Origin of the sequence: Streptomyces sp. NPDC005799 (assembly GCF_040630525.1) — a bacterium.
Taxonomy (GTDB): Bacteria; Actinomycetota; Actinomycetes; order Streptomycetales; family Streptomycetaceae; genus Streptomyces; species Streptomyces griseorubiginosus_B.
The window spans coordinates 14,696-37,715 of sequence record NZ_JBEXXQ010000048.1; the positions used below are offsets into that span (position 1 = coordinate 14,696).

Below are 23,020 nucleotides of genomic sequence, written 5' to 3' on the forward strand. Positions count from 1 at the left end.
TGCTCGTGTGTGCTGCGGTGTCCGGCGCGGCGGTCGGCTCAGGGCGCGCCGGCGCCTTCCCAGGCCAGGTACTTCATCTCCAGGTACTCGTCGATGCCGTAGACGGAGCCCTCCCGCCCCAGCCCCGACTGCTTGACGCCGCCGAAGGGGGCGACCTCGTTGGAGATCAGGCCGGTGTTGATGCCCACCATCCCCGCTTCCAGGGCGGCCGAGACGCGCCAGGTCCGCTCGGCGTCGCGGGTGAAGAGGTAGGCGGCCAGACCGTAGTCGGTGTCGTTGGCCATGCGGACGGCCTCGGTCTCGTCGGTGAAGCGGATGAGCGGGGTGAGCGGGCCGAAGGTCTCCTCGCGGGTGACGAGCATGCCCGGGGCCACGTCCGCCAGCACGGTGGGCTGGAAGAAGAGCCCTCCACGCCGGTGCCGCGAACCGCCGCACAGGATCCTGGCACCCCGGTTCGTGGCGTCGGCGAGATGTTCCTCGACCTTCGCCACCGCTGCCTCGTCGATGAGCGGTCCCTGCTGCACGCCGTCGTCGAAGCCGTCTCCGACGACAAGGTCCTCGACCCTGCGGGTCAACGCCTCCGCGAAGCGGTCGTGGATTCCCGCCTGCACGTAGACACGGTTGGCGCTGATGCAGGCCTGCCCGGTGTTGCGGTACTTGGTGGCGACGACACCGGCGACGGCGGTCTCGATGTCGGCGTCGTCGAAGACGAGCACCGGCGCGTTGCCGCCCAGTTCCATCGAGGTCTTCTTCACCGTCTGGGCGGACTGGGCCAGGAGCAGCCTGCCGACCTCGGTGGAGCCGGTGAAGCTGACCTTGCGGACCAGCGGATTGCCGGTCAGCTCGGGCCCGATCTCGCGCGGGTCGCCGATCACCACGTTGAGGACCCCGGCCGGTACACCGGCCCGCTCGGCAAGCTCGGCGAGGGCCAGTGCCGTCAAGGGCGTCTGCTCGGCGGGCTTGACGACCATCGTGCAGCCCGCGGCCAGTGCCGGAGCGGCCTTACGGGTGATCATCGCGGCGGGGAAGTTCCACGGGGTGATGGCCACGCATACCCCGACCGGCTCCTTGACCACCAGCACCCTGCGCGATGCCTCCGGTGCCGCGAACACGTCGCCGCGGATCCGTTTGGCCTCCTCGGCGAACCACTCGATGAAGGAGGCGGCATAAGCGACTTCCCCGCGGGCCTCCGCGAGTGGCTTGCCCTCCTCCAGGACGATCAGCCGGGCCAGCTCCTCCGTGTGCTCGGTGACGAGGTCGAACCAGCGCCGCAGCACCTGTGCGCGCTGTTTGCCCGACCGCGCCCGCCACTCGGGCAGAGCACGATGAGCGGCGTCTACGGCCTGGGCGGTCTGCGCTCTGCCGAGTGCGGGCAGGTCCGCAATGAGTTCACCGGTCGACGGGTTGCGGACGGTGAGTCGGCCGCCATCGCCGGCTTCCAGCCACGTGCCCTCGACGTAGGCGGCCGTGCGCAGCAGTGTGGGGTCGGACAGACCGAGTGGAACGGTCGTCTCCGTGGTCATGGCGGCTCTCTCACTTCTGCACGGGATGAATGGTGGCCGGCATCCGGGTTCCGAGTCCCAGCCGCTCGGCGTTGCGCGCGCACATGCCGGCGACCGCCAGGTCCTGGGCCGCTGAGCCGACCGACTTGTACAGCGCGATCTGGTTGTCGCGGGTGCGCCCGGGGATGCGCTCGCCGACGAGGTCGGCCAGCGAGCAGACCTTGCCCGCCACGTCGAGACCGGCGGCTCGCGCGGCGATCAGGTCCCCGGTGTCGTCGAGCACCTCCTCGACCATGTCCGCCACGATCACGTCGGCACGGGCGATCACCTCGGGGTCCACCTCACGCTGCTCGGGCAGGGTGGATCCGATGGAGACGACGGTCATGCCTGGTCGGAGCCACTTGCCGAGCAGGGTGGGGGTCTCGTCGCGGGACCGGGCGGCGCAGACAACCAGCGTGGCGCCTGTGACGGCCTCCTCGGCACTGGCCGCCTGCGTGATCGGCAGGTCGGGCAGTTCGGCGACGAATCGGGCTCGGCTCTCCGGTCGTGGGCTGTACACCCGTACGGCCTTGAGGTCTCGTACGACGGCGAGGGCGCGCACATGGTTCCGCGCTTCGAAACCGGAGCCGATCACGGCGACGGTCAGGGCGCCGGGCGGCGACAGCAGGTCCGCCGCGACGGCCGAGGTGGCCGCCGTCCGGTAACCGGTGATGGAGTGGCCGTCGAGGAGGGCCACCAGCTCGGCCGTCCGTTGGTCGAACAGGGGGATGAGATAGGAGACGCTGTGCGTCGGCATCGCGGCCGCGATGATCTTCGCTCCCATCACTTCGCCTCCGGCCGGTACGCCCGTGAGGGTGCGCAGCCAGCCGTGGTCTCCGCGGGCCATGCCGCGGGCCGGATAGCGTGCTCCGTCCATGCTCGTCGCGTATGCCTCGCGCACCGCCGAGGTTGCCAGCTCCCAGTCGAAGGCCGCCTGTACCGCTGCGTCATCAAGGAAAAGAGTCACTTCAGTGGCCTTTGCGGAGGAGGGGGAGGGATCAGATCGGCGAGGGGGTCCACAGACCGCCGTCCGTCTGCTTGAGCAGCACCGGCAGCATGGTCTCGGTCATCGACCCGCCGGTCCCCCACTGGTCCTGCGACTGAGGAGAGGTGCTGTCGAAGACGCGGGGCTCCCACGCCTCGTCGTCCTCGATGGTCTCCAGCTCCGTCGTGTACTCGACGACGTTCTCGTTCGGGTCGAGGAAGTAGGTGAAGGTGTTGTCTCCCGGGCCGTGCCGGCCTGGCCCCCACAGCGGGCGGTGACCGGCGCGCATCAGACGCCCGGACCCGCGCATGTACTCGTCGATGCCGCGCATCTCGAAGGAAACGTGATTCAACGAGACGCGCGGTGCTCGGGCGATGGCGAGGATGTGATGCTGGGTTCCGCTGCGCATGAAGCACATCAGGTCGCCGAGCCAGTCCGAGAGGCGGAAGCCGAGGTACGTCTCGTAGAACGCCTTGGTCGCGGCCACATCGGTGGAGTTGATCACCACGTGGCTGAGCTTCCTGGGGACGGATTCGCGTTCCTCCAGCTCCCGGAACGGCTTCTGCGCGACCCCGGCGGACACCTCCACGAGTCGGCCGTCGGGGTCGAAGAACCGGACGCCGTATCCGCCGCCCGGGGTGTCCAGCTTGCCGGGCTCCCGGTCGAGGGTGATCCCGCCGACCGCCAGCCGACGGGCCAACTCGTCGACTTCTTCGGGTGAGTTCACACCGAAGGCGATGAGGTCCAGTCGCTTGTCCTGGTCCTGCCGGACGCGAAGGATGTACTGCTCCGGGTCCGCGGGAGTGGCGAAGAAGGTCACACCGCTGTCGTCGGCCACCGGCTGCAGTCCCCAGAGGTTCTTGTAGAACTCCAGGGCCTTGCCGTACTCGGGCACACCGATACCCACATACCTGAGATGGGTGATCGGACGGAAGGCTGCGGTCATCGTCGACTCCTGCTCTTCAGTGACGACGAACAGGTCGTTCGCGTCGCTTTCCCCGCTGCAAGACGCTAGACATACGCACTCCTCGATACAAACAATCGATGGTGATGCGTTCGGATTGATGACATCAATCCGTGGTCGGAGTCGACCGTCGAGCCGCGGCAGCCGACTTCTGTCGGTATGCCTTAAGCACAGACAGGAATTCCGGTCGATGCCCACCACCAATGCGCCCCTGGATCTCAACCGGGTGGATCTCAATCTGCTCGTCGCCTTCGACGCCCTGATGGCGGAACGGAGCGTGACCGCGGCGGCGGCCCGTCTGTCCGTCGGGCAGTCGGCCATGAGCTCCACGCTCGCTCGGCTCCGCAAGCTCCTCAACGACCCGATCCTCGTCAGGCAGGGGCGGACCATGGTTGCCACACCGGTTGCCGAGTCGCTGGTGCGGCCAGTGCAGAAGACGCTGACCGAGATCAAGTCGCTGCTGTCACAGCGCGACAGCTTCGATCCCGCGACCGACCACAGGACGTACTCGGTGATGGCGAGCAGCTACGCGGCCGTCGCCGTACTGCATCCTCTGTTGGTGCAGCTGCCGGCCGAGGCTCCGAACGTGCGGTTGCACATCCAGCCCTTCGCTGAGGAGTACGAGGAACTGCTGACCCGCCACCAGATCGACCTCGTCATCGTTCCGCGCGAGCTGGTGCCCAGCGGGCCGGACCTGTGCATCGAGGCCACGTACACCGACCGCTACGTGCTCGCGGTCGACCAGGAGCACCCCGATGTGGGTGAGAGCATCTCGGTCGAGCAGTTCAGCGAGCTGCCGTACCTCGCGACGAGCCCCGACCGGCGGCCCTCCCTGGCCGAAGTGCAACTCGACCTGCTCGGCATCCCGCGCCACGTCGAGGTCACCACGAGTCTCGAACTCGCCCCGTTCCTGCTCCACGGTACCCGGCTCATCACCTTGATCCCTGAAACGCTCGGGCGCCAGATCGCCCCGGCGACAGGCCTGCGACTGCTCGAACCTCCCATGGAGCTGCCGTCGGGCACCGAAATGATGGTATGGACGAAACGCATGGACGACGATCCGGGCCACGCCTGGCTGCGGCAGCGCATGCGCCATTTCGCAGATGCCTACATCCGGGGCACACTGCCCGCCCCGGCAGCCGGCTGAGGCAGGACCGGTCAGGAGGCAGGGTCCGTTGCGTGATCGCCTTCTGTGCGGGTTCATCCGGTGACGCCGAGGGCATGACGCGGGCCAGGCGCCCGGTACGGACTGCAGACGGCGACGTCCACGAACGCCCCGCGGATCGGGCACCTGGGCCGGACAGCGCGACCGTGTCCGACAGCGGTGCCGGGGCGGGAGCCAGGCCAGGTGGCCCAGGCCCGAGGGCATGGGGGAAGCCGCCGGAGCAGGCACGGACCCACCACGTGGTCAGGGGACTTCGACACTCACATGATCACCGAGGCCGTGCCTGTACTGCGTTCACCCTCCGTGTGAAGCGGTCCGTCCCGCCCGCATGGGAGCGGGTTCCATCGATTGGATCAATGCCGACGCATCGACAGGAATTGCTTTTCACCATGTGATGACAGCCATAGCCTGACGCTTCGAGCCGCAGGCAGGGCCGCGGAATTCCGCTGATCGTCCCTGCTGAGCACGACTGAGGCAAGGGAGCCCCATGACTGCCATCTCTCCAGAAACGGCTGATGCCACCGCCATCCTGGACCGCGTCGAGGCCTCGCTGAAAAACGATCTCGTCCCGGTGGAAATCTTCAACGACGAGGCGGTGTTCCGCGCCGAAATCGAGCAGATATTCACCAAGTGCTGGGTGTTCGTCGCGCACGAGAGCGAAATCCCCAAGGCGGGTGACTTCGTGCAGCGCAGAATCGGCCTCGATCCGGTGATCGTCACGCGCGACGGCAAGGGCGGCATCAACGTGCTGTCGAACTACTGCCGGCACAGGGGTACTCAGGTGTGCCAGACCGATGCCGGCAACTCCCGGTTCTTCAAGTGTCCTTACCACGGGTGGACCTACAGCAACAACGGCGACCTGGTCGGCACCCCGCACTTGCACGACGCCTACGGCGAGCGTCTCGACCCCAAGGCATGGGGCCTGATACGCGCGCCCCGGGTGGCCACCCGGCAGGGCTTCGTCTTCGCCTCGCTGGACCCGGACGGACCGTCGCTGGACGAGTACCTGGGCGGGGCAGGGTGGATGCTCGACCTGATCGTCGGGCTGGCACCCGGCGGCATGCGGGTCGCCGGGCCTCCGGAGCGCTACCGGCTGCATGCCGACTGGAAGACGGCCGCCGAGAACTTCGCCGGCGACGGTTACCACGTCGACACGCTGCACTGGAGCACGGAAGAGGTCGCGGTCGTCCAGGGGCTGCAGATGACGTGCGAGATCGCGCGCTTCTACGAATTCGAGAACGGTCACGCCTTCGCCGGCCACGCCTGGACCAAGGCAATCCATCCCGGCTATGTGCTCTGGGGCTACGCACCGGACATCACCCAGCACTTCGACCTGTCGGGCCTGGACGAGGCACAGCTCCACGTAGTCAACCACGAGCCGCCGACGGTCGGAACGATCTTCCCGAACCTCAGCTTCATCCGGCTGAACACCCCGTCTCTGCCGGGCGGTCCCATGTCGGTGATCACCAGCTTCCGCCAGTGGCAGCCGATCGGCCCCGGAGAGATCGAACTGTGGAACTGGCAGTTCGTCTGGGACTTCATGTCGGAGGACGAGGCCCGCGACTCCTACGTCAACGGCCAGTTCACCTTCGGCTCGGCAGGCATCTTCGAGCAGGACGACACCGTCGCCTGGGAAGGCGCACCGCGCGCCGCCCAAAGTCCGTGGATGCGCAAGGCCGGCATGGATTTCCACTTCCAGCAGGGCAACAACAGTCAGGTCGACCAGTCGCACGACCCCTCGTGGACCGGCCCGGGCCGCAAGCGCAACACCGGCTACGGCGAGCACGCGCAGCTCCACTTCTACCGCCACTGGCTGAACGTGATGCGCGGGAACACCGGCGCCGGCACCGAGGGAGCCGAGTCAGCATGACCACGACCGACACACCCCGCATCGTCCCGCCCGTGAGCGCCAACCCCGAACTTCAGGCCTTGGCCACCCAGTTCCTGGCGCTGGAGGCCCGGCTGCTCGACGAGGGCCGCGAGGAGGAGTGGTACGGACTCCTCGACGACGAACTCCTCTACACCGTGCCGATCCGACAGGCAGCGGAACCGCGTTCCAAGGAGATCGACCGCAACGCCTTCCGGGTCCGGGACACCAAGGCCCACGTACGCACGCGCCTGGACCGGCTCAACACCGGCCACGCGTACTCGGAGGTACCTCCGTCCCGCACTTTGCGCATCGTGGGCAGCGTCGAGGTCGAGGAGACCGACCACCCCGACGTCATCAAGGTGTCGAGCGCCCTGCTGGTCTACCGCCAGCGCGGCATCGACCCGCACTTCGATCTCATCCCGTGCAGGCGCTACGACCAGCTTCGCCTCACACCGTCGGGCCCACGCCTGCTGTCCCGCGAAATCGTGCTGACCGAAACGGCGCTGGCCACTCCGAACCTTGGAGTCTTCCTGTGAGCGACACCCTCTCCGTCTCCCTCGACGGCACCCGCTGCAAGTCCTACGGCATCTGCGTCAGCGTCATGCCCGACGTCTTCGACACCCCGCCCGGCAGCCCGACGGCCGTTCTCCTGCGCGACACCGTCGACGCCGACGAGCGGGAGGACCTCGAAGAGGCCGCCCGCGTCTGCCCCGCACAGGCCATCGCGCTCGACTCGGGACCCAAGCCGTGACCGGCGGCTCCGAGCGGGTCGTCGTGGTGGGAGCCTCCGCCGCCGGGCTCAGCGCCGCCGACGGCCTCCGGGAGGCTGGATTCACCGGCTCCATCACCGTCCTCGGCGCCGAGCTGCACCAGCCGTACGACCGGCCCACGATGTCGAAGGCCCTGCTCGTCGCCGAGGAGGACCCCCAACTCCTCGAACTCCGCTCGCCCGAACGCATCGAGGCGAACCGCCTCGACCTGCGTCTCGGGCACGCCGCGGCGGGGCTCGACGTCGACCGCCGCTATGTGGTGACCACGTACGGCGAGGCTCTTCCCTGGGACGCTGTGGTCATCGCCTGTGGCAGCCGCCCCCGCGAGATGAGGAGCCTCGCAGGCGAGGTACTGCCGGCCCTGCGCACCCCCGAGGACCTGCGGGTGCTGCGCGAGGCCGCGGCACGATACGGCGAGATGACCCTGATCGGCTCCGGCTTCATCGGACTGGAGGTCGCGGCCGGTCTCGTCGCGCGGGGCGTGGCGGTCACGGTCCTCGACGCGCTCCCGTTGCCGTTGGAGCCCGTACTGGGGACCGAGCTGGCCACCCATCTCCGTGACCTGCACACCGCACGGGGGGTGCGCTTCCGCGGTGCCGTCGCGGTGGCGTCGGTCACGGGACGACCAGGGGCGTACGAGGTCCGGCTCACCGACGGAAGTGTGCACCGGACCCCGTTCGTGCTGACGGGGATCGGCGCCGAACCCGCCGTCGACTGGCTGGCGGGCTCCGGGATCGAGGTGACCGGAGGGATCGTCACCGACCCCGCCGGGCGGACCAACGTGCCCGGCGTGTGGGCCGCCGGTGACGTGGCCGCCTTCCACCACCCGCTGCTGGGACAGCGCGTACGCGTGGAGCACTGGACCCATGCGGTCGAACAGGGCCGGCACATCGGCTTGAACATCGCCCGCGGCGAGACCACGCCCTACCAGGGGGTGCCGTACTTCTGGACCGACCAGTACGGCATGCGGTTCCAGTGCTACGGCCGCCGCCGTGCGGGCGACCGCAGCCTGGTCGTCGAGGGTTCCCTCGACGGGGGCGAGTTTCTCGTCCTGTTCGGCCACGCCGGCGAGCTCCACGCCGCGTTCGCCTGCGGGCGTGTCCGCTCGCTGCGCGACTACCGCAAGCTGCTCGCGCGCGGCGGCACCTGGGACGAGGCACTCGCGCTCGCCCGCACGAACAATCCCGCGCTCGACACCACCGTGTCGTGCACCGACCGGAAGGCACGCACCACCCATGAAGCTGCTTGACGACCACGTCGTACTCATCACCGGCGGCGGCTCGGGCCTCGGTCTCGGCGTCGCCCGCCACTGTCTCGAACAGGGCGCGCAGATCGCGATCCTCGAGTACGACCAGGCCAAGGTACTCGGGCTGAAGAAGGAGTTCGGCGACGACATCCTCGTCGTGCACGGCGACGTACGCAACATCGACGATCTTCGTGCCTGCCGATCTCAGATCGAGGACCGCTACGGCCGGCTCACCTCCCTCATCGGCGCGCAGGGCATCTTCGACGGTAACGTCCGGCTGACCGACATCCCCGTCGAGCGTGTCGGCGAACTGTTCGACGAGGTCTTCTCGATCAACGTCAAGGGCTATGCGCTGACCGCGCGGATCATGCACGACCTGCTGCAGGCCGAGGAAGGGGCGATCGTGCTCACCGCGTCCCAGGCGGCGTTCGCGGCCGACGGCGGCGGTGCGGCCTACACGGCGAGCAAGGGGGCGGTGCGCAGCCTGGTGAACCAGCTGTCGTTCGAGTTCGCCCCGCGGGTACGGGTCAACGCCGTCGCCCCTACGGGCATCGCGGGCAGTCAGCTCCGCGGGCCCGGCGCTCTCGACCTGCACGAGTCCAGGCAGTCGGACATTCCTGCGGACGCCTTCCGCGCGGTGTTCGAATGGGGCACGCCCCTTCAGCACCTGCCTGCCCCGGAGGAGTACGGGCCCTTCTACGCACTCCTCGCATCCCGGCACAACAGGGTGATGACAGGGCAGACCGTGATCGCCGACTCGGGCACCCTGAACCGGGCCCTCATGAGCATGGACCAGCTTGTCAGCAGCTACCCATCGGCCTGAGGGCTACGCCTGCGCGCACCACAAAGCCCACATGCACGACTGGCGGTTGGGCAGACGGAAGGTGACCGACGGTCAGCTCGATCCGGGACGGGTCCAAGTCGGGCGTACGGGTCAGCTTGGCGTCGGTCTTGGCGGTGATCTCGTCGACGGTCACACCAAGGCCGTCTCCACCGGCACCAGGCCGGGGGCAGGTGAGCCGGGGGCGGCCACGACGGCGCGGAAGAAGGGCAGCGACAGGATCACACGCACGCTGACCTCGTTGTCGTTGGGCACGTCGGACGGAGGGAGGCGCAGCATTCCCTCGTAGGCCTCCGCGGTGGCCGGCACGGCTCCGTGCTCACCGCGGCGGCCCACGGCCTTCCCGGTGTACGGCTCACGGCCACGGCGAGCCCTGAGAGTGTCCCGGACACCCGCTGCGCACAGGCCCAGGACATGGGTCGCCGATCTCTTCACCATGCGCACCAGCGCGGCCCGGCCGTCGGCGAGGGGCGCCTGCGACACCACTGCGGCGATGCTCGCGGGTCCTTCGCGGCGACCAGCACCACGGTGCCGACCGACATGGAGCCGCCCCGCACGGCGACACGGTCAGGTCGGCCTCGGGGCGGCACCTCGCCGCGGAGACGGCGGTGTGGTATTCGGCTACCAGCCGCTTGATCTCGAGCAGGTTGCGCGGATCTCCGCTGGAGTCGCCGAAGGACCGGTAGTCGAAGACCAGGGAGCCGATCCTCTCGGCGGCGAACCGCTCGGCGTAGGCTGCCGGCCGCATTTCCTTGATGCCGCCGAAACCGTGCGCCAGGACGACGCCACGGGGCGGGTCCGTCGACGCCTTCGGGGCCGTACCACCAGGCGTCCAGTTCGTCGCCGTCGATCGGGATCCGTACGGGCAGACCTTTACCACCGTGTTTCAGTTCCCGGGCGTAGTAGCCCGGTTGGACGTCAAGTCGAGTGCAATGTCCACGATCATGTCTTCCTGACCTCCGACGAGACCGCGTCGGCCGACCTCCAGCAGAAGAGTGCGGGCGTCGACGTCGTAGCGCTCGGCGGCGATCTCGGCGTGGCGCAGGAAGGAGGAGTACACGCCGCCGTAACCCAGGGTGAGGGTCTCGCGGTCGACCTGGACGGGGCGGTCGCGCAGGGGACGTACCAGGTCGTCGGCGGCGTCTTGGAGCGCGAACAGGTCGCAGCCGTGCTTCCAGTCCTGGAGGTTGGCCACCGCGATGAAGGCTTCGATGGGGCAGTTGCCGGCGCCGGCACCCTGTCCGGCGAGGGAGGCGTCGACCCGGGTAACCCCCTCCTCGACGGCGATGACGCTGTTGGCCACCGACAGCGAGAGGTTCTCGTGCGCGTGGATGCCGATCTCGGTGGTCTCGTCGAGCACGTCCCGATAGGCGCGGACCCGCTCGCGCACCCCGCCCAGTGTGAGGCGGCCGCCGGAGTCGGTGACGTACACACACTGCGCGCCGTAGGACTCCATCAGCTTGGCCTGTGCGGCGAGTTCGGTCGACGGCGCCATGTGGCTCATCATCAGGAAGCCGGAGACGTCCATGCCAAGATCGCGGGCCTTGGCGATGTGCTGGGCGGAGATGTCGGCCTCGGTGCAGTGGGTGGCGATGCGCACCGAGCGGACGCCGAGGGCGTGGGCGCGCTCCAGTTCGGCGATGGTGCCGATACCGGGCAGGAGGAGTGTGGTGAGGACCGCGTTGTCGATCGCGTCGGCCGCGGCCTCGATCCACTCCCAGTCGGTGTGGCTGCCCGGGCCGTAGTTCAGCGACCCGCCCGCCAGGCCGTCGCCGTGGGCGACCTCGATGGCGTCGACGCCGGCCGCGTCGAGGGCGGCGGCGATACGGCCCACGTCGGCGGGGTCGATGCGGTGCCGGATGGCGTGCATGCCGTCCCGCAGGGTGACGTCCTGGATGTAGATCTTGCGGTTCATCGCTTGGCCTCCGCGAAGGACTCGGCGACGCGCAGGGCGGCCGACGTCATGATGTCAAGATTCCCGGCGTAGGCCGGGAGGTAGTGGGCGGCGCCCTCGACCTCGAGGAAGACCGACACCCGGGTGGTGACCGGACCGGCTCCCTGCGGGACGAGCGTGTGCACCGGCTCGGCAGCGTCCACCGGAGTGAACTGCACCTCCTGCTTCAGGCGGTAGCCGGGCACGTACTGGGCGACCTGTTCGGCCATCTCCTTGACGGAGGTGCGGATGGCGTCCTGGTCGGCGTCGCCGATGAGGCAGAACACCGTGTCCCGCATGATCAGCGGCGGTTCGGCCGGGTTGAGGACAATGACCGCCTTGCCGCGCGCCGCGCCACCGACGGACTCGATCGCGTGCGCCGTGGTCTCGGTGAACTCGTCGATGTTGGCGCGTGTGCCCGGGCCGGCCGACTTGGAGGCGATGGACGCGACGATCTCCGCGTAGTGCACGTCGGTGACCGCGGAGACAGCCGCGACCATGGGAATGGTGGCCTGTCCCCCGCAGGTGACCATGTTGACGTTGTCCACCCCAGCGTCGAGCTGGGCGTCCAGATTGACCGGAGGCACCACGAACGGGCCGATCGCGGCGGGCGTGAGGTCGATGAGCTTCTTGCCGTACGGCCCGAGCTTGTGGGCGTTGGCGATGTGCGCCTTGGCCGACGTCGCGTCGAAGATCACCTCGATGTCGTCGAAGTGCTCCATGGCGATCAGGCCGTCGACGCCCTCGTGGGTCGTGGGCACCTTGAACCGGGCGGCACGGGCAAGGCCGTCGGAGGCCGGGTCGATACCGACCATGGCGGCGACCTCCAGCGTGTCCGACAGGCGCAGGATCTTGATCATCAGGTCGGTGCCTATGTTGCCCGAGCCGATGATGGCGACCGTGGTCTTACGGGGTGTCATGCGTCCCTCTTCTCAGAGAATGCGGCGGTGACCTCGCCGAGCGAGCTGATCTCGGCCCGGATGCGTGTGCCAGGAGGCGCCGGGACCATCGGGCCCAGAGCGCCGGAGAGGACGACCTGCCCGGCGCGCAGCGGCTCGCCGAACTCCCGCGCGGTGCGGGCCAGCCAGGCCAGGGCGTTGAGCGGGTCGCCCAGGCAGGCGGCGCCTGAGCCCTCGGAGACGAGGACGTCGTCGGCGTACATCCGCATGGTGGTCTCCCGCGGCTCGAACTCGTCGAGCGTGAGCCGGCGTTCGGCGAGGACGTACAGTCCGCTGGAGGCGTTGTCGGCGATGGTGTCGGCGAGGGTGATGTCCCAGTCGGCGATGCGGCTGTCGACGATCTCCAGCGCGGCGACGGCGTAGTCGACCGCGGCCTGCACCTGCGCCGGGTCCAGGTCGCCGTCGGCCAGGTCCTCCCCGAGGACGAAGGCGATCTCCGCCTCCGCCTTGGCCTGCAGCAGCCGCGCGGACGGCACCTCCGGCTCGGCGGAGACGTCCATGTCGGCGAACAGCACACCGAAGTCCGGTTGATCGACCCCCAGTTGGCGTTGCACGGCGGGCGAGGTCAGGCCGATCTTCCGGCCGACCATCACAGCTCCTCGGCGCAGCCTGCGCCGGGTCAGTTCCTGCTGTACCGCGTAGGCGGCACCGATATCCTGGGCGCCGAGCAGATCGCGGACCGGGGCGACAGCGCGGCCTCGTTCCATGGCTCCGGTCAGTCGCGCGGCGGCCTGCGCGATCACTTTCGAGTCCACTGCCATGCCGGTTTCACAGTCCTTTCGCGGTAGTTGTCGCGACCCCGGCGATCCGCGCCGGGATCGCCTCGCAGAAACGGGAGGTCATCTCGTACGGTCCCGATACGAGAAGCTGGCTGTCCCGGGCCGGGTTGACCGGGATCATGTCGGCCGAATCCGTGACGTGCCCTGCGCCATCACGCAGACGAGCGAGAAGCTGGGACACGGGTCCGGCGTCGGGACGTCGCGGAGTACTGGCCCCGACAGCGAGTCCGTGGCGTTCTGGGAAATGGCGAGAGCAGCAAGCACAAGAGCACGTTCGCCCCTGACCCGCCTTCCGTCCTAGCGGGTGTTCCACTGGCCAGTACGCGCGTCGCGACGGTGACCTCGCGGCCCGCTCCACGGAGGTGTGGTGGATTCTGAACAGCACGGGATTGCCCGCCCCGCGGGTGCTGCCCCTTCACCACCGAGCCGTCGTGCGGAACGCGTTCCGCGAAGCCGGCCCCCTCAAGGCGCCGGACGGCGACGCCGTCCAGGGCCTTACGGCGTGCGGGCTGACGGCAGTGGCCTTGCCGTGTTGCCGTTGTAGGCGAACCTGTGGGCCACGGCGATCAGGCCCGCGAGCCAGGAAGTGCCTGCGATGAAGAAGAAGCACAGAACATAGTCGTGCAGAGTCGCCGCGCCTCCACCCAGAACGGCCCCGACCGCCGCGCCGGCGATCGCTCCTCCCGCCGTGCGCACCAGGGAGTTGATCCCGCTGGCGATTCCGCTCTGGGCCAGGGGAACATGCTCGACGGCCAGGACACCGAGGGCCGCTTGGGAGATCCCGAGACCGAGCCCCTGGAGGGCCCCCTGCCCAAGGAAGTCGTAGCCATGGGTGTTCGACAGCGCGAGCCAGAGGAAAGAACATCCGGAGATCACCGCGCCCAGGGCGATGGTGAACGCCTGGCCGATCCGGCGGGCGAGACGACTCGCCAGGCCCGCGGCCGACAGCGTCGTCACCATCATCGGCAGCGAGTACAGACCGACATCCAGGATGGAGCCTCCCAGGCCGTATCCGGCTCTTCGAGGCGTCTGCACCAGGTTCGCGACCAAGGTGAAGGAGGCGTACATCGAAAAGCCCAGCAGAAGCGACAGAGTGTTGGCTGACAGGGAGCGGTGACCGACGAGCAGGGACAGTTTCACCAGCGGCTGGGTGACTCTCCGTTCGGTCAGCGTCCACGCTCCGCCCAGGAGGACAGCGGCGCCGAACAGGGTGAGTACCCGGCCGGATGTCCATCCCCAGGTGTTGCCCTTGCTGATGGCCAGGAGCAGGCAGACCAGGGTCAGGGCGAGGAGGGCGGCACCCGGATAGTCCGGCTTGCCGCCATGCCGGGCGCCGCCGGACGGCACCCATCGGGCGATGAGCGTCAGGGCGGTCACGCTGAGGATGATCGCCACCCAGAACACGGGGCGAAAACCGTCCGTCACCGCGGTGACCAGTCCTGTGATGATCATTCCCAGGGTGCCGCCGACTCCCATGGTGGCGCTGACGACACCGATACCGTTCATGACACGGTCGGGTGGTAGCACCTCCCGGATCAGGCCGATGGCCAGCGGGAACAGTGCCACGCTGACCCCTTGGAGCGCCCGTCCGGCGATGAGGACGCCCAGTGAGGGGGCGAACGCGCACACGACCGAGCCCGTCAGGAGCAGACTGAGAGTCAGCTGGATCAAGGGTCTCTTCCCGTACATGTCGCCCAGGCGCGACAGCAGTGGGGTTGCGACCGCTCCGGTCAGGAGCGGCGCGGTGAAGACCCAGGAGACGGCCGTCAACGAGGTGTCGAAGTGGCGGGCGAGGTCGGGCAGCAGCGGTGTCACGGTCGTCTGGTGGACGGCCACCAGTGACCCCGCCACCGCGAGAGCGGCAAGGATCAGGCGGGAGGAGCGCTGGTCGACGGTCGAGTCTGCCGCCTGTTGGGAGGAAGTACTGGTCAACTGTGTTCCCGGAGGATGGCCCGGCCAAGGGCATACGGAGCCCGCCCGGGCGGCCCGGGCGGGCAAGGTGAACGCCTACTGTCGGCGGGGCGGGGTGCCGAAGGTGCTGATGTCGATCACCGTGCCGGTGAAGGTCCGGGCCTCCTTGGAGGCCAGCAGCACGTACGGGCCGGTGCAGTCGGCGGGTTCCGGCGCGGTGCGCAGGGCCGAGTGCTCGCGGAGGATGGTGTCGATGGGGAGTTCCTCCGTGATCGACGTGTCGGCCAGCCCCAGAGCTCCGGGCCCTCGCAGATCGGTGGCCAGCCCGCCGGGGGCGACGGCGTTGACACGGACCTCCGGGGCCAGCTCGTAGGCGAGCTGGCGGACCAGTCCGAGAGCGGCATGCTTGCTGGCCGTGTAGAGCGGCCCGCCGCCGGCCGGGAAGAACGCCGCGTTGGAGAGGGTCAGAATGAGCGTTCCGTTCGACTTCCGCAACGGCTCGGCCGCCGCCTTGGCACCGAGCAGGTAGCCCTTGACGTTGACGGCGAACAGTTCGTCGAAGGCGTCGGCGAGGACGTGGGCGGGTGTGTCGATCAGAGACCTGCCGAAGTCCCAGATGCCCGCGTTGCCGATGAAGGCGTCCAGTCCTCCGAACTCGCGCTCGGCGATGGTGCAGGCTCGGCTGTTGTCCTCGAACGACCGCACATCACCGGCGATGGTGCGTACCGCGTCGCCCAGCTCTTCGGAGAGCTCCTCCAGCCGCACCTTCGAGCGGTCGAGGACAACGACCCGCGCCCCCTCCGCCACGAAACGCTCGACGATCGCGCGGCCGAGCCCGGAGGCACCACCGGTGACCACCGCGGACGTGCCGTCAAGCCGCCCCATGGTGCGCTCCTTCCCTGTGCTCTTCTTCCCTGTGCTCTTCACTTTCGCGACCGATACGGACGTAGATGTCGGTGCCTTCGACCTTGATCTCGTGGGTGGCCAGCGGCCGGGTCGCCGGCTGTGCCAGGACGGCGCCGGTGCGCAGACAGAACTTGGCCTGGTGGAGGGGGCACTCCACGGTGCAGTCCTCGACCCAGGAGTCGGCCAGCGAGTAGTCCTCGTGGGTGCAGGTGTCGTCGAGGCAGAAGAACTCGTCCCCGGAACGGAACACCGAGACCGGGGGCACGGTGTCCAGGCGGAAGGCTTCTCCGTCGTCGATGTCGTCGATGCCGCAGGCGCGGATCCAGGAGGTACTCATAGGAAGACGCTGATGCTCGGGGCGGGCAGGGTCGTGGTGTCCAGGACGATCTTGCGGCGGGCGATCTGGAATCCCAGCGGGGTGCCGGCCGGACGCAGCAGGTCGGTGCGCTCGCCGGAGAAGCTGTCCTGGTGGAGTTCCAGGCGGCTGCGCAGCACATGGAAGTTGACCCGCACCTCGAACTCGCCGGAGTCCAGTTCCGTCACACGGACGTTGGTCAGCAGCCGCCGGGTCCGCGACGGCGGCTCCTCCGACCAGGCCTGGCCGGAGGTGAGACGGCGTACCCGGCCCGCGAGGAACGCCTTGTCGTCGTCGAAGAACGCCGCGCCGTCCGGCCCGGCGATCTCGATGTCACGTTCGCGGACGGTACGCGTCACACGGGTCGGCAACCAGTAGTGGACGTCGTCGGTGAACAACTCCAGCCACTCGGTGAACCGGTGGTCGTCCAGGAGGGCGGCCTCGGCGTAGAGGAACTGTTCGATCCGATGCTGGGTCTCCACGCCGACGAGCGCGGGGACGGGGATTGTCTCCGTCGTCATGACTGCTTCGCCTCCTCCTGCTCACGCCGCCGCTTGTCCAGTTCGGCGATCTCCTGCCAGGACAGGCCGGACATCAGGTCGGCCCAGCGCTGGTACATGCCGCGGCCGGCCATCTCGGTGAACATGTCACCGGCCGTCCGGCCTGGCATACCGTCCAGGTCGCGCTGCTCGTGACCGAGTCCCATCTGCGCGTTGAAGGAGGTCTGCCGCGCGATGTGGCCGCGCAGGACCTGCTGGACCTCGGTCCAGTTCTCGCCGTCGTCGGTCTCGAACACTCCGGCCGGCGAAAAGGTGCGGACGGTGTTGAGCCGTGACGCCCGCTTGGCCTCTTCGGGAGCGTTCTTGGGCAGGTAGGCCCAGGACCACACCTCGATACGGCCCGGTCCGCGCGGGTGCCACACCCGCATCGTGTTGTTGGTCGCCAGCCAGGAGAAGTTGGGGAACACGGTGTTGTGCCCGTACACCGCCAGGGCGCGCTGCTCGCCGAGGCGGCGGTAGATCTCCTCCCGGCGCTCGATGAGAAAGGCGTCGAAGTCCGGGCCGGCCGGGTCGGGCACGAGGTCGGGACGGAGACCGAACCCTGAACCGTGACCGTTCCCGCTGAACTGACGGCCCGGGGCTGCCAGGGCCCCCGCCGCCAGCGCCCGGATCTCGGGGTCATCGAACAGCGCGACGAACCCCGAGGAATGGGAGATCGGAACGTGGTACATGTCGCTGGCGAACTGTTCGGCGGCGAACTTCCAGTTGGCGTCGATGACCCACTTGGTCGCGCCCGGGACGAGTTCGAGACCGTCGTCGTAGCGGTCGGCCATGGCGTCGAAGTACCACGCCATGTCGCCCAGGTACTCCTCGAAGGAGGGGGCTTGGTCATCCCAGGTGCCGAAGTAGAAGCCCTTGTAGTTGTGGATGCGCGGCACCTGCCGCGGTCCCCACTGGGACTTGTCGATCTCGTTGTGGTAGGCGCGGTCCTCCATCGGCACGCTGACCAGCTCACCGGCGATGTTGTACGCCCAGCCGTGATAGCTGCAGGTGAATGCCTTGGCCACACCCTCGTCGGCACGGCAGATGCGCATGCCCCGGTGCCGGCACTGGTTGAGGAACGCCTTGACCGAGCCGTCCCGCTGACGGACCACCAGGACCGGGTCCTCGGCCATGTAGGTCTGCAGGAAGCTGCCCTTCTTGGGCAACTGGCTGTCGTGGGCCAGGAAGAGCCAGCTCCGGGCGAAGACGTTCGCCAGCTCGGCCTGGTAGATCTCGGGATCGGTGTAGATGCTTGGGTCGATGAGCCCCTTGTCGGGCTGGACCAGGTCGGCGATGTCGAACATGTCCCGCTCCTTTCGTTCTCAAGCGCCGGGAGCCGGAGAGGCCGCCAGGAAGTGATGGCCCCAGATGCTCGCGGCGTCGTAGTGGCCGACCGTCCACGCGTCGTCGTCGATGACGCGGCCGTTGAAGCCGTACTCGATGTCGAAACCGGAGGGCGTCACGACGTAGAAGGAGGTCATCCGGTCGTTGGTGTGCTCGCCGATCGACATCCGCATCGGGATGCCCTGCTTCTGCACGAGGTCCATGGTCCGTCCGACGTCCTCCAGGCTCGTCACCTCCAGCATCAGGTGACCGATGCCGGGCGGGACTCCGGGGATGGCACCGAACGCCATCGAGTGGTGCCGGGGATTGCAGTGCAGGAACTGGGCCGCCTCCGGCCCGAGGTCGATCGTGTCGCTGAGCCGGAACCCGAGAGCGTCCTGGTAGAACTTCGCGGTCTTCGCCGGGTCGGCGACGAACATGAAGGTATGACCGACGCCGAAGTCGCCCTGGCCCATGTCGCCGGCGACGAAGGTGAGGCCGCGCGGAGAGACGAATCGCTCCTTGCCCTGAGTCGCGCCGTAATAGGCCTCGACCGTGTTCCCGGCGACGTCGGCGAAGCTGATCAGCTTCCGGACGCCGCGGCGGGCGGCGAGCTTCTCGTCCTCCCGGAAGTCGACGCCGAGCGAACGCAGATTCCCGGCCAGAACCTCCAGATCCCTGGGGGACTTGACCTCCATACCGAGCGCGACCACCGATTTCGGGCCGGCCGGCTCCCCGGCCTCCACGGCGATACGCCATGCCCTCTCGTCATTCTTGAACAGCAAGGTGTCAGGGTCGTCGGAAGCCGCGAGCTGGAGGCCCAGCACGTCGGTTCCGAACGTCCTCCAGGCCTCGAGCGGACCGCGGAAGACGATGTAGCCCAGAGCGCTGACGAAGCTCATGTGCATGACTCCACTTCAGATCTGACCCGCGAGGAAGGCGCGGGTGACGTTGTTGAACTTGTCCGCCTGCTCGATCTGCGCCCAGTGACCGCAGTGCGGCATCAGGTAGAGCCGCGAGTTCGGGACGCGCCGGGCGAACCACTCACTGCCCTCGGGCGAGACGATGACGTCCTCCCTGCCGTGCACGAACAGAACCTCGTTCGGGATGCGCTTGAGCGCGACCTCCGGAAGGACGAGGGGGTTGGCGGGCCTCGGGGCGAAGGTCTGCAGGTGGGAACGCCGCACCTCGGGCCGTGTCGCCATGGCGACACGCTCCTCCGCGATGGCGGCGAGCCGGTCCCCGAACAGGGTCGGGTCGTACAGCATGTAGGAGATCAGCTCGGCCATGGCCCGAGGGGTGGGGTCGTCGTAGAAGGTGATCAGGCGCCACATCGCCGGACTGGGAGCCCCCATGTTCCCGGCGCCCGCCGTCCCCATGGTGATGGCCTTGCCGAAGCGCTCAGGGGCGCGGGTCAGCAGGTTCAGCGCGAGCGAACCGCCCATCGAGTTGCCCACCAGGTGGACCTTGTCGAGGCCAAGTTCGTCGATCAGGGCCAGGCAGGTCTCGGCGTTCTGCCGCAGCCTGGCGCCGGGCGGGGTGTCCTCTGGGTGGCTGGAGTCGCCCCAGCCGACCTGGTCGATCACCAGACAGTCGTAGTCCTCGGCGAAGGCCTCGATGGTGCCGCCGAAGTTGGACAGGCCGGTCGCGCCGGGGCCTGATCCGTGCAGGAAGAGGATGGCTTCGCGGTTCCCCTCGCCCGCACGGTTGAGTCGCACGCTGTATTCGCCGGCCTTGACGTCCGAGGTCGTGATCGAGACGCTCACAGCGCCTCCTTTCGGTGGAATGGTGTGTGGAGTGTCGGCCAGGTCCGTGCCCTGGTCGGCGATTCGTTCCGACGGCCGGAACGGCCTCGGCCCTCAGCGGCGTGCCGTCTCCTTGACCAAGGCGCGGAGTCCGACAGAAGCGTCGGCGAGGTCCTCTGCCGACACCGGTGCCGTGCGTTCGACCAGCTTCTTGGCCATCGCGATGTCGCGAACGGCGTCCAGGCCGGCGGCGGCGACGACCAAGCCGTCCCTGAGCCAGAAGGCAGTGAAGCGCCGAGGGCCGGCGCCAGGGCGCACGACGAGCCGGTCATCCGTCCAGGGACGGCCGACCATCTGCAGGGTGAGGCCGAACTGCTCCGACCAGAAGTAGGGAACGGCGTCGTGAACCCGGGGGGCGCCCGCCATGGTGGCGCCGACGGCGGCCCCTTGCTGCTGGGCGTTGTCCCAGTGCTCGATGCGGCCCGGCTCCGCCAGACGGGGATGCGGCTGCACGGTCACATCCCCCGCCGCCAGAATCCAGGGATGTGTGCTCCGGCCACAGGCATCGACGACGATCCCTTGCCCGTTGTGAACCTCGGCGCCGGCGGCCGCCGCCAACTCGTCGTTGGGAACGACCCCGACACCGACGACCACGGCGGCCGCGGGCAGCCGCTCTCCATCGGACAGCAGCACCTCCTGCACCTCTTCGGTGCCGAGGAACGCCTCGACCGTCGCTCCGTTCAGGACCCGCACCCCTTCTTGGCGGTGCAGTTCGGTGACCAACCGGGCCAGGGGACGCCCAAGCGGAAGCAGCGGCAGTGGAGCCGCCTCCACGACGGTCACGGCGCAGCCGGCGGTCCGCGCTGCCGCGGCGACTTCCATCCCGATGAAACCGCCGCCCACGATCACCAGTGGACCGCCCGAAGCGATCACGGCGGCGAGCTTGCGGGCGTCGTCGAAGTCCCGCAGGGTCAGCACGTTGCGCAGATCGCTGCCCGGGACGGACAGGCGCCGGGCTGACACCCCGGTCGTCAGCAGAACCCGGTCGGCGTTCATCGCCTCACCGTCCGAAAGCCTGACCAGGCCGGCTTCAGGATCGAGCGTGTCCACTTTGCTGCCGAGACGAAGTTCGATCTCGGCGGCCCGGTAGTCCTCGGCGGGGATGATCGGGCGGAACGTAGCCTCCTCGTCGCCGCTGAGGCCTTTCGACAGGACGGGACGCTCGTAGGGCAGCCTCGGGCTCGCGTCGACGATCGTCACCGCGCCGTCGAAACCGGTGCGCCGCAGAGCCAGGGCGGCCGCGACTCCGGCCGCGCTGCCACCGACGATCACATGGTGTCCAACTCGGGCCATCGTTGCTCCGTGAGTAGGGGGCGGGTTGTGCCGGGACGATAGGTCCGGACCGGAAGCCCTGTTGCAGAACCGTCCCGGCGGCCGGAACGCCAATTCCCTGCGCCTTGATCAGACGGTCGTGACCCGAGGCGCTGATCCGCTCCCAGCCAGACAGGAGTCCTGCCATCGGAAATGTCCGGACACCGGTACGACCCGTCGAAGCAGAACAATCTTCCGCGGGCACATTGCGCGGCGGTTCATGCGGACGTAACATCCGAGCAATCGCTCTAGAACGTTCACTCTAGAGCGCTCGCTCTAAGCGATGGCAGGGAGCCGCTGTGATCGATGAGTCAGCATCCGGCGTCACGACGCCCTGCGGCGCAGCCGCACCGTCCGTGCTGTGGAAGGCCTTCGATGTTCTGAACGCGTTCAGCCACAGGCACAGAGTTCTGACCCTCGCCCAGGTCGTCCGCATCAGCGGCCTGTCGAAGTCGACCGCGCACCGGGTGTTGTCGATGCTCGTCGACCTCGGTGCGGTCGAGCAGACCCGCGAGGGATACCGCATCGGCCTTCGGATGTTCTCCCTTGGCGCGCTGCCACCCGAGGCGGCGTTGCGCGAGGCCGCGTTGGTGCATCTGGAGGAGTTGCACCGGTTCACCGGCCAGACCCTGCATTTCGCGATCTTGCGCGATGCCGATGTCGTGTACCTGGAGAAGCTGCCCAGCCGGCGTTCCGTCTCCACGCCCGCCACGGTCGGCGACCGGCTGCCCGCGAACTGCACTGCGGTGGGCAAGGCGCTGCTGGCCTTCTCCGACGAGAAGAGCACGGCCTACGCACTCGACGGGCCGCTCCGGCGCAGGACGGCCCATTCCCTGACCACGCCCGACGAGATACGCCGCCAGCTGGCCTCCGTCAAAGCGGCCGGACATGCGACCGACCGCGAAGAGGCCGCTCCCGGACTGGCGTGCGTGGCGGTGCCCGTGCTGGTCGGCGACCGTGCCGTCGCGGCGCTGTCCGTGGCGTTCCAGTCCTCTGCCGGCAGCGGTGAGGTACTCCTCAACCCGCTCCGGCAAGCCGCCGCGGCGATCTCCAAGGCGCCCGCGATGCGGGATTTCGCCGCATCAGCCCTCACAGCGACCACCGGATAGGCTCCCCGCATGGTTACCGCACGCGATACCCGCAATCAGATCATCGATGCGGCCGAGTGCCTGTTCGGGTCCAAGGGGTACGGCAGCGTCTCGATCAACCAGATCTGCGAGGAATCCGGGTTTCCGGTCGGCTCGGTCTACCACCACTTCGGTAGCAAGGCCGGCGTCCTGAGGGCTGTTCTCGAGCGAGGGTCGACCGAGTTCTTCGCCAACCTGCCTAAAGTCGACGACTCAGTCGGCTCCCCCGAAGAGCGCCTGGCCGTCTACTACGAGCGGGCAGCTGATCTCATCACGAAGCAGCGGCAGCTGTTCCGACTGTTCACCTCTCTGCGCCTGCACGAAGCCGGCAACAGGGAGACCCAGGAGATCGTGGACGTCATGGAGCAGCGCGCCGCAGCGCACATGACCGCATACCTCGAACCGATCGCCCGCGGTTACGGCGTTCCCGACCCCGCCGCCTGCGCGAGGGAACTCACGACGATCACCATGATCTACACCTCCGGCGCCGTGTCCAACGCCGGTGACGACGAGGACCGCATCCGGGCCGAAGTGGACACTCTGCACCGGCTCGTTCAGGCAGCGATCCTCCAGCGCACCACGCGCTCACCCGTCCCCAACTGATCACCGAGACCACATAGCGTCCGAAGATCGGAAACGCGTCGATCGGCGCGAGCAGGCCCAAGACGCACGATGGGCCCGCCCCAG

25 protein-coding genes are annotated in these 23,020 nt (G+C 68.5%); 8 read left to right on the top strand and 17 right to left on the bottom strand.

Annotation, left to right across the window (positions count from 1 at the left end; genetic code table 11):
- Positions 1-38: 38 nt before the first annotated feature.
- From ABZ453_RS36585 to ABZ453_RS36595, 3 genes are read right to left on the bottom strand one after another with little or no spacing between them, the layout of a single operon-like run.
- The gene (locus ABZ453_RS36585) at positions 39-1,523 is read right to left on the bottom strand and encodes an NAD-dependent succinate-semialdehyde dehydrogenase (protein WP_359021987.1); all 1,485 of its coding nucleotides are present in this window, start codon (positions 1,521-1,523) and stop codon (positions 39-41) included.
- Between the two features lie 10 nt (positions 1,524-1,533).
- Positions 1,534-2,508 carry an ornithine cyclodeaminase family protein gene (locus ABZ453_RS36590; RefSeq protein WP_359021989.1) on the bottom strand — a complete coding sequence of 325 codons (975 nt, stop codon included), beginning with the start codon at positions 2,506-2,508 and terminating at the stop codon, positions 1,534-1,536.
- Positions 2,509-2,539: 31 nt separating this feature from the next.
- Entirely contained in the window at positions 2,540-3,472 is a 933-nt protein-coding gene (locus tag ABZ453_RS36595; protein WP_359021991.1) for a VOC family protein, read from the bottom strand.
- A gap of 208 nt (positions 3,473-3,680) precedes the next feature.
- On the opposite strand from ABZ453_RS36595, the gene ABZ453_RS36600 reads away from it, so the two are divergent.
- The 6 genes from ABZ453_RS36600 to ABZ453_RS36625 all read left to right on the top strand — a co-directional run bounded on the left by ABZ453_RS36600 (position 3,681) and on the right by ABZ453_RS36625 (position 9,364).
- Positions 3,681-4,637: a LysR family transcriptional regulator gene (locus tag ABZ453_RS36600; protein ID WP_359021993.1), complete on the top strand. Its 957-nt coding sequence runs from the start codon at positions 3,681-3,683 to the stop codon at positions 4,635-4,637.
- Between the two features lie 505 nt (positions 4,638-5,142).
- The gene (locus ABZ453_RS36605; RefSeq protein WP_359021995.1) at positions 5,143-6,525 is read left to right on the top strand and encodes a Rieske 2Fe-2S domain-containing protein; all 1,383 of its coding nucleotides are present in this window, start codon (positions 5,143-5,145) and stop codon (positions 6,523-6,525) included.
- Positions 6,522-7,061, top strand: coding sequence for an aromatic-ring-hydroxylating dioxygenase subunit beta (locus ABZ453_RS36610; RefSeq protein WP_359021997.1), 540 nt, complete (start codon positions 6,522-6,524; stop codon positions 7,059-7,061). Before ABZ453_RS36605 ends, ABZ453_RS36610 begins: the two co-directional genes overlap by 4 nt.
- The gene (locus tag ABZ453_RS36615) at positions 7,058-7,276 is read left to right on the top strand and encodes a ferredoxin (RefSeq protein WP_359021999.1); all 219 of its coding nucleotides are present in this window, start codon (positions 7,058-7,060) and stop codon (positions 7,274-7,276) included. Before ABZ453_RS36610 ends, ABZ453_RS36615 begins: the two co-directional genes overlap by 4 nt.
- Positions 7,273-8,544 (top strand): FAD-dependent oxidoreductase, encoded by a 1,272-nt coding sequence (locus ABZ453_RS36620; RefSeq protein WP_359022001.1) that lies wholly within the window; start codon positions 7,273-7,275, stop codon positions 8,542-8,544. Before ABZ453_RS36615 ends, ABZ453_RS36620 begins: the two co-directional genes overlap by 4 nt.
- Positions 8,531-9,364 carry an SDR family oxidoreductase gene (locus ABZ453_RS36625; RefSeq protein ID WP_359022003.1) on the top strand — a complete coding sequence of 278 codons (834 nt, stop codon included), beginning with the start codon at positions 8,531-8,533 and terminating at the stop codon, positions 9,362-9,364. The genes ABZ453_RS36620 and ABZ453_RS36625 overlap by 14 nt, the downstream gene beginning before the upstream one ends.
- Here the strand turns inward: ABZ453_RS36625 and ABZ453_RS36630 are convergent.
- From ABZ453_RS36630 to ABZ453_RS36695, 14 genes are all read right to left on the bottom strand, one after another.
- Entirely contained in the window at positions 9,342-9,518 is a 177-nt protein-coding gene (locus ABZ453_RS36630) for a hypothetical protein (RefSeq protein WP_359022005.1), read from the bottom strand. The genes ABZ453_RS36625 and ABZ453_RS36630 overlap by 23 nt on opposite strands.
- Complete coding sequence (locus tag ABZ453_RS36635) at positions 9,515-9,865, bottom strand: hypothetical protein (RefSeq protein ID WP_359022007.1); 351 nt, start codon at positions 9,863-9,865, stop codon at positions 9,515-9,517. The genes ABZ453_RS36630 and ABZ453_RS36635 overlap by 4 nt, the downstream gene beginning before the upstream one ends.
- 403 nt (positions 9,866-10,268) lie before the next feature.
- Complete coding sequence (gene dmpG, locus ABZ453_RS36640; protein WP_359022009.1) at positions 10,269-11,297, bottom strand: 4-hydroxy-2-oxovalerate aldolase; 1,029 nt, start codon at positions 11,295-11,297, stop codon at positions 10,269-10,271.
- A complete protein-coding gene (locus ABZ453_RS36645; RefSeq protein WP_359022011.1) occupies positions 11,294-12,235 on the bottom strand; it encodes an acetaldehyde dehydrogenase (acetylating) in 942 nt (313 codons plus the stop codon). Before ABZ453_RS36645 ends, dmpG begins: the two co-directional genes overlap by 4 nt.
- Positions 12,232-13,035 (bottom strand): fumarylacetoacetate hydrolase family protein, encoded by an 804-nt coding sequence (locus ABZ453_RS36650; RefSeq protein ID WP_359022013.1) that lies wholly within the window; start codon positions 13,033-13,035, stop codon positions 12,232-12,234. The genes ABZ453_RS36645 and ABZ453_RS36650 overlap by 4 nt, the downstream gene beginning before the upstream one ends.
- Before the next feature lie 7 nt (positions 13,036-13,042).
- The gene (locus ABZ453_RS36655; protein WP_359022015.1) at positions 13,043-13,234 is read right to left on the bottom strand and encodes a hypothetical protein; all 192 of its coding nucleotides are present in this window, start codon (positions 13,232-13,234) and stop codon (positions 13,043-13,045) included.
- Positions 13,235-13,548: 314 nt separating this feature from the next.
- Positions 13,549-14,985, bottom strand: a complete 1,437-nt coding sequence (locus ABZ453_RS36660; protein ID WP_359022017.1) for an MFS transporter — start codon at positions 14,983-14,985, stop codon at positions 13,549-13,551.
- 75 nt (positions 14,986-15,060) lie between these two features.
- Positions 15,061-15,849, bottom strand: coding sequence for a 3-(cis-5,6-dihydroxycyclohexa-1,3-dien-1-yl)propanoate dehydrogenase (gene hcaB / locus ABZ453_RS36665; RefSeq protein WP_359022019.1), 789 nt, complete (start codon positions 15,847-15,849; stop codon positions 15,061-15,063).
- Positions 15,836-16,207: a bifunctional 3-phenylpropionate/cinnamic acid dioxygenase ferredoxin subunit gene (locus ABZ453_RS36670; RefSeq protein ID WP_359022020.1), complete on the bottom strand. Its 372-nt coding sequence runs from the start codon at positions 16,205-16,207 to the stop codon at positions 15,836-15,838. Before ABZ453_RS36670 ends, hcaB begins: the two co-directional genes overlap by 14 nt.
- Positions 16,204-16,746, bottom strand: coding sequence for an aromatic-ring-hydroxylating dioxygenase subunit beta (locus ABZ453_RS36675; RefSeq protein ID WP_359022022.1), 543 nt, complete (start codon positions 16,744-16,746; stop codon positions 16,204-16,206). The genes ABZ453_RS36670 and ABZ453_RS36675 overlap by 4 nt, the downstream gene beginning before the upstream one ends.
- Positions 16,743-18,071, bottom strand: coding sequence for an aromatic ring-hydroxylating dioxygenase subunit alpha (locus ABZ453_RS36680; RefSeq protein WP_359022024.1), 1,329 nt, complete (start codon positions 18,069-18,071; stop codon positions 16,743-16,745). Before ABZ453_RS36680 ends, ABZ453_RS36675 begins: the two co-directional genes overlap by 4 nt.
- Before the next feature lie 18 nt (positions 18,072-18,089).
- Complete coding sequence (locus ABZ453_RS36685) at positions 18,090-18,992, bottom strand: VOC family protein (protein ID WP_359022026.1); 903 nt, start codon at positions 18,990-18,992, stop codon at positions 18,090-18,092.
- Between the two features lie 15 nt (positions 18,993-19,007).
- The gene (locus ABZ453_RS36690; RefSeq protein WP_359022029.1) at positions 19,008-19,856 is read right to left on the bottom strand and encodes an alpha/beta hydrolase; all 849 of its coding nucleotides are present in this window, start codon (positions 19,854-19,856) and stop codon (positions 19,008-19,010) included.
- Positions 19,857-19,949: 93 nt separating this feature from the next.
- Complete coding sequence (locus ABZ453_RS36695) at positions 19,950-21,188, bottom strand: FAD-dependent oxidoreductase (protein ID WP_359022031.1); 1,239 nt, start codon at positions 21,186-21,188, stop codon at positions 19,950-19,952.
- 317 nt (positions 21,189-21,505) lie between these two features.
- On the opposite strand from ABZ453_RS36695, the gene ABZ453_RS36700 reads away from it, so the two are divergent.
- Together ABZ453_RS36700 and ABZ453_RS36705 are read left to right on the top strand one after the other, a co-directional pair.
- On the top strand, positions 21,506-22,315 hold the full coding sequence (locus ABZ453_RS36700) for an IclR family transcriptional regulator (RefSeq protein ID WP_359022033.1): 810 nt from the start codon (positions 21,506-21,508) through the stop codon (positions 22,313-22,315).
- 9 nt (positions 22,316-22,324) lie between these two features.
- Positions 22,325-22,936 carry a TetR/AcrR family transcriptional regulator gene (locus tag ABZ453_RS36705; protein ID WP_359022034.1) on the top strand — a complete coding sequence of 204 codons (612 nt, stop codon included), beginning with the start codon at positions 22,325-22,327 and terminating at the stop codon, positions 22,934-22,936.
- Positions 22,937-23,020: the final 84 nt, after the last annotated feature.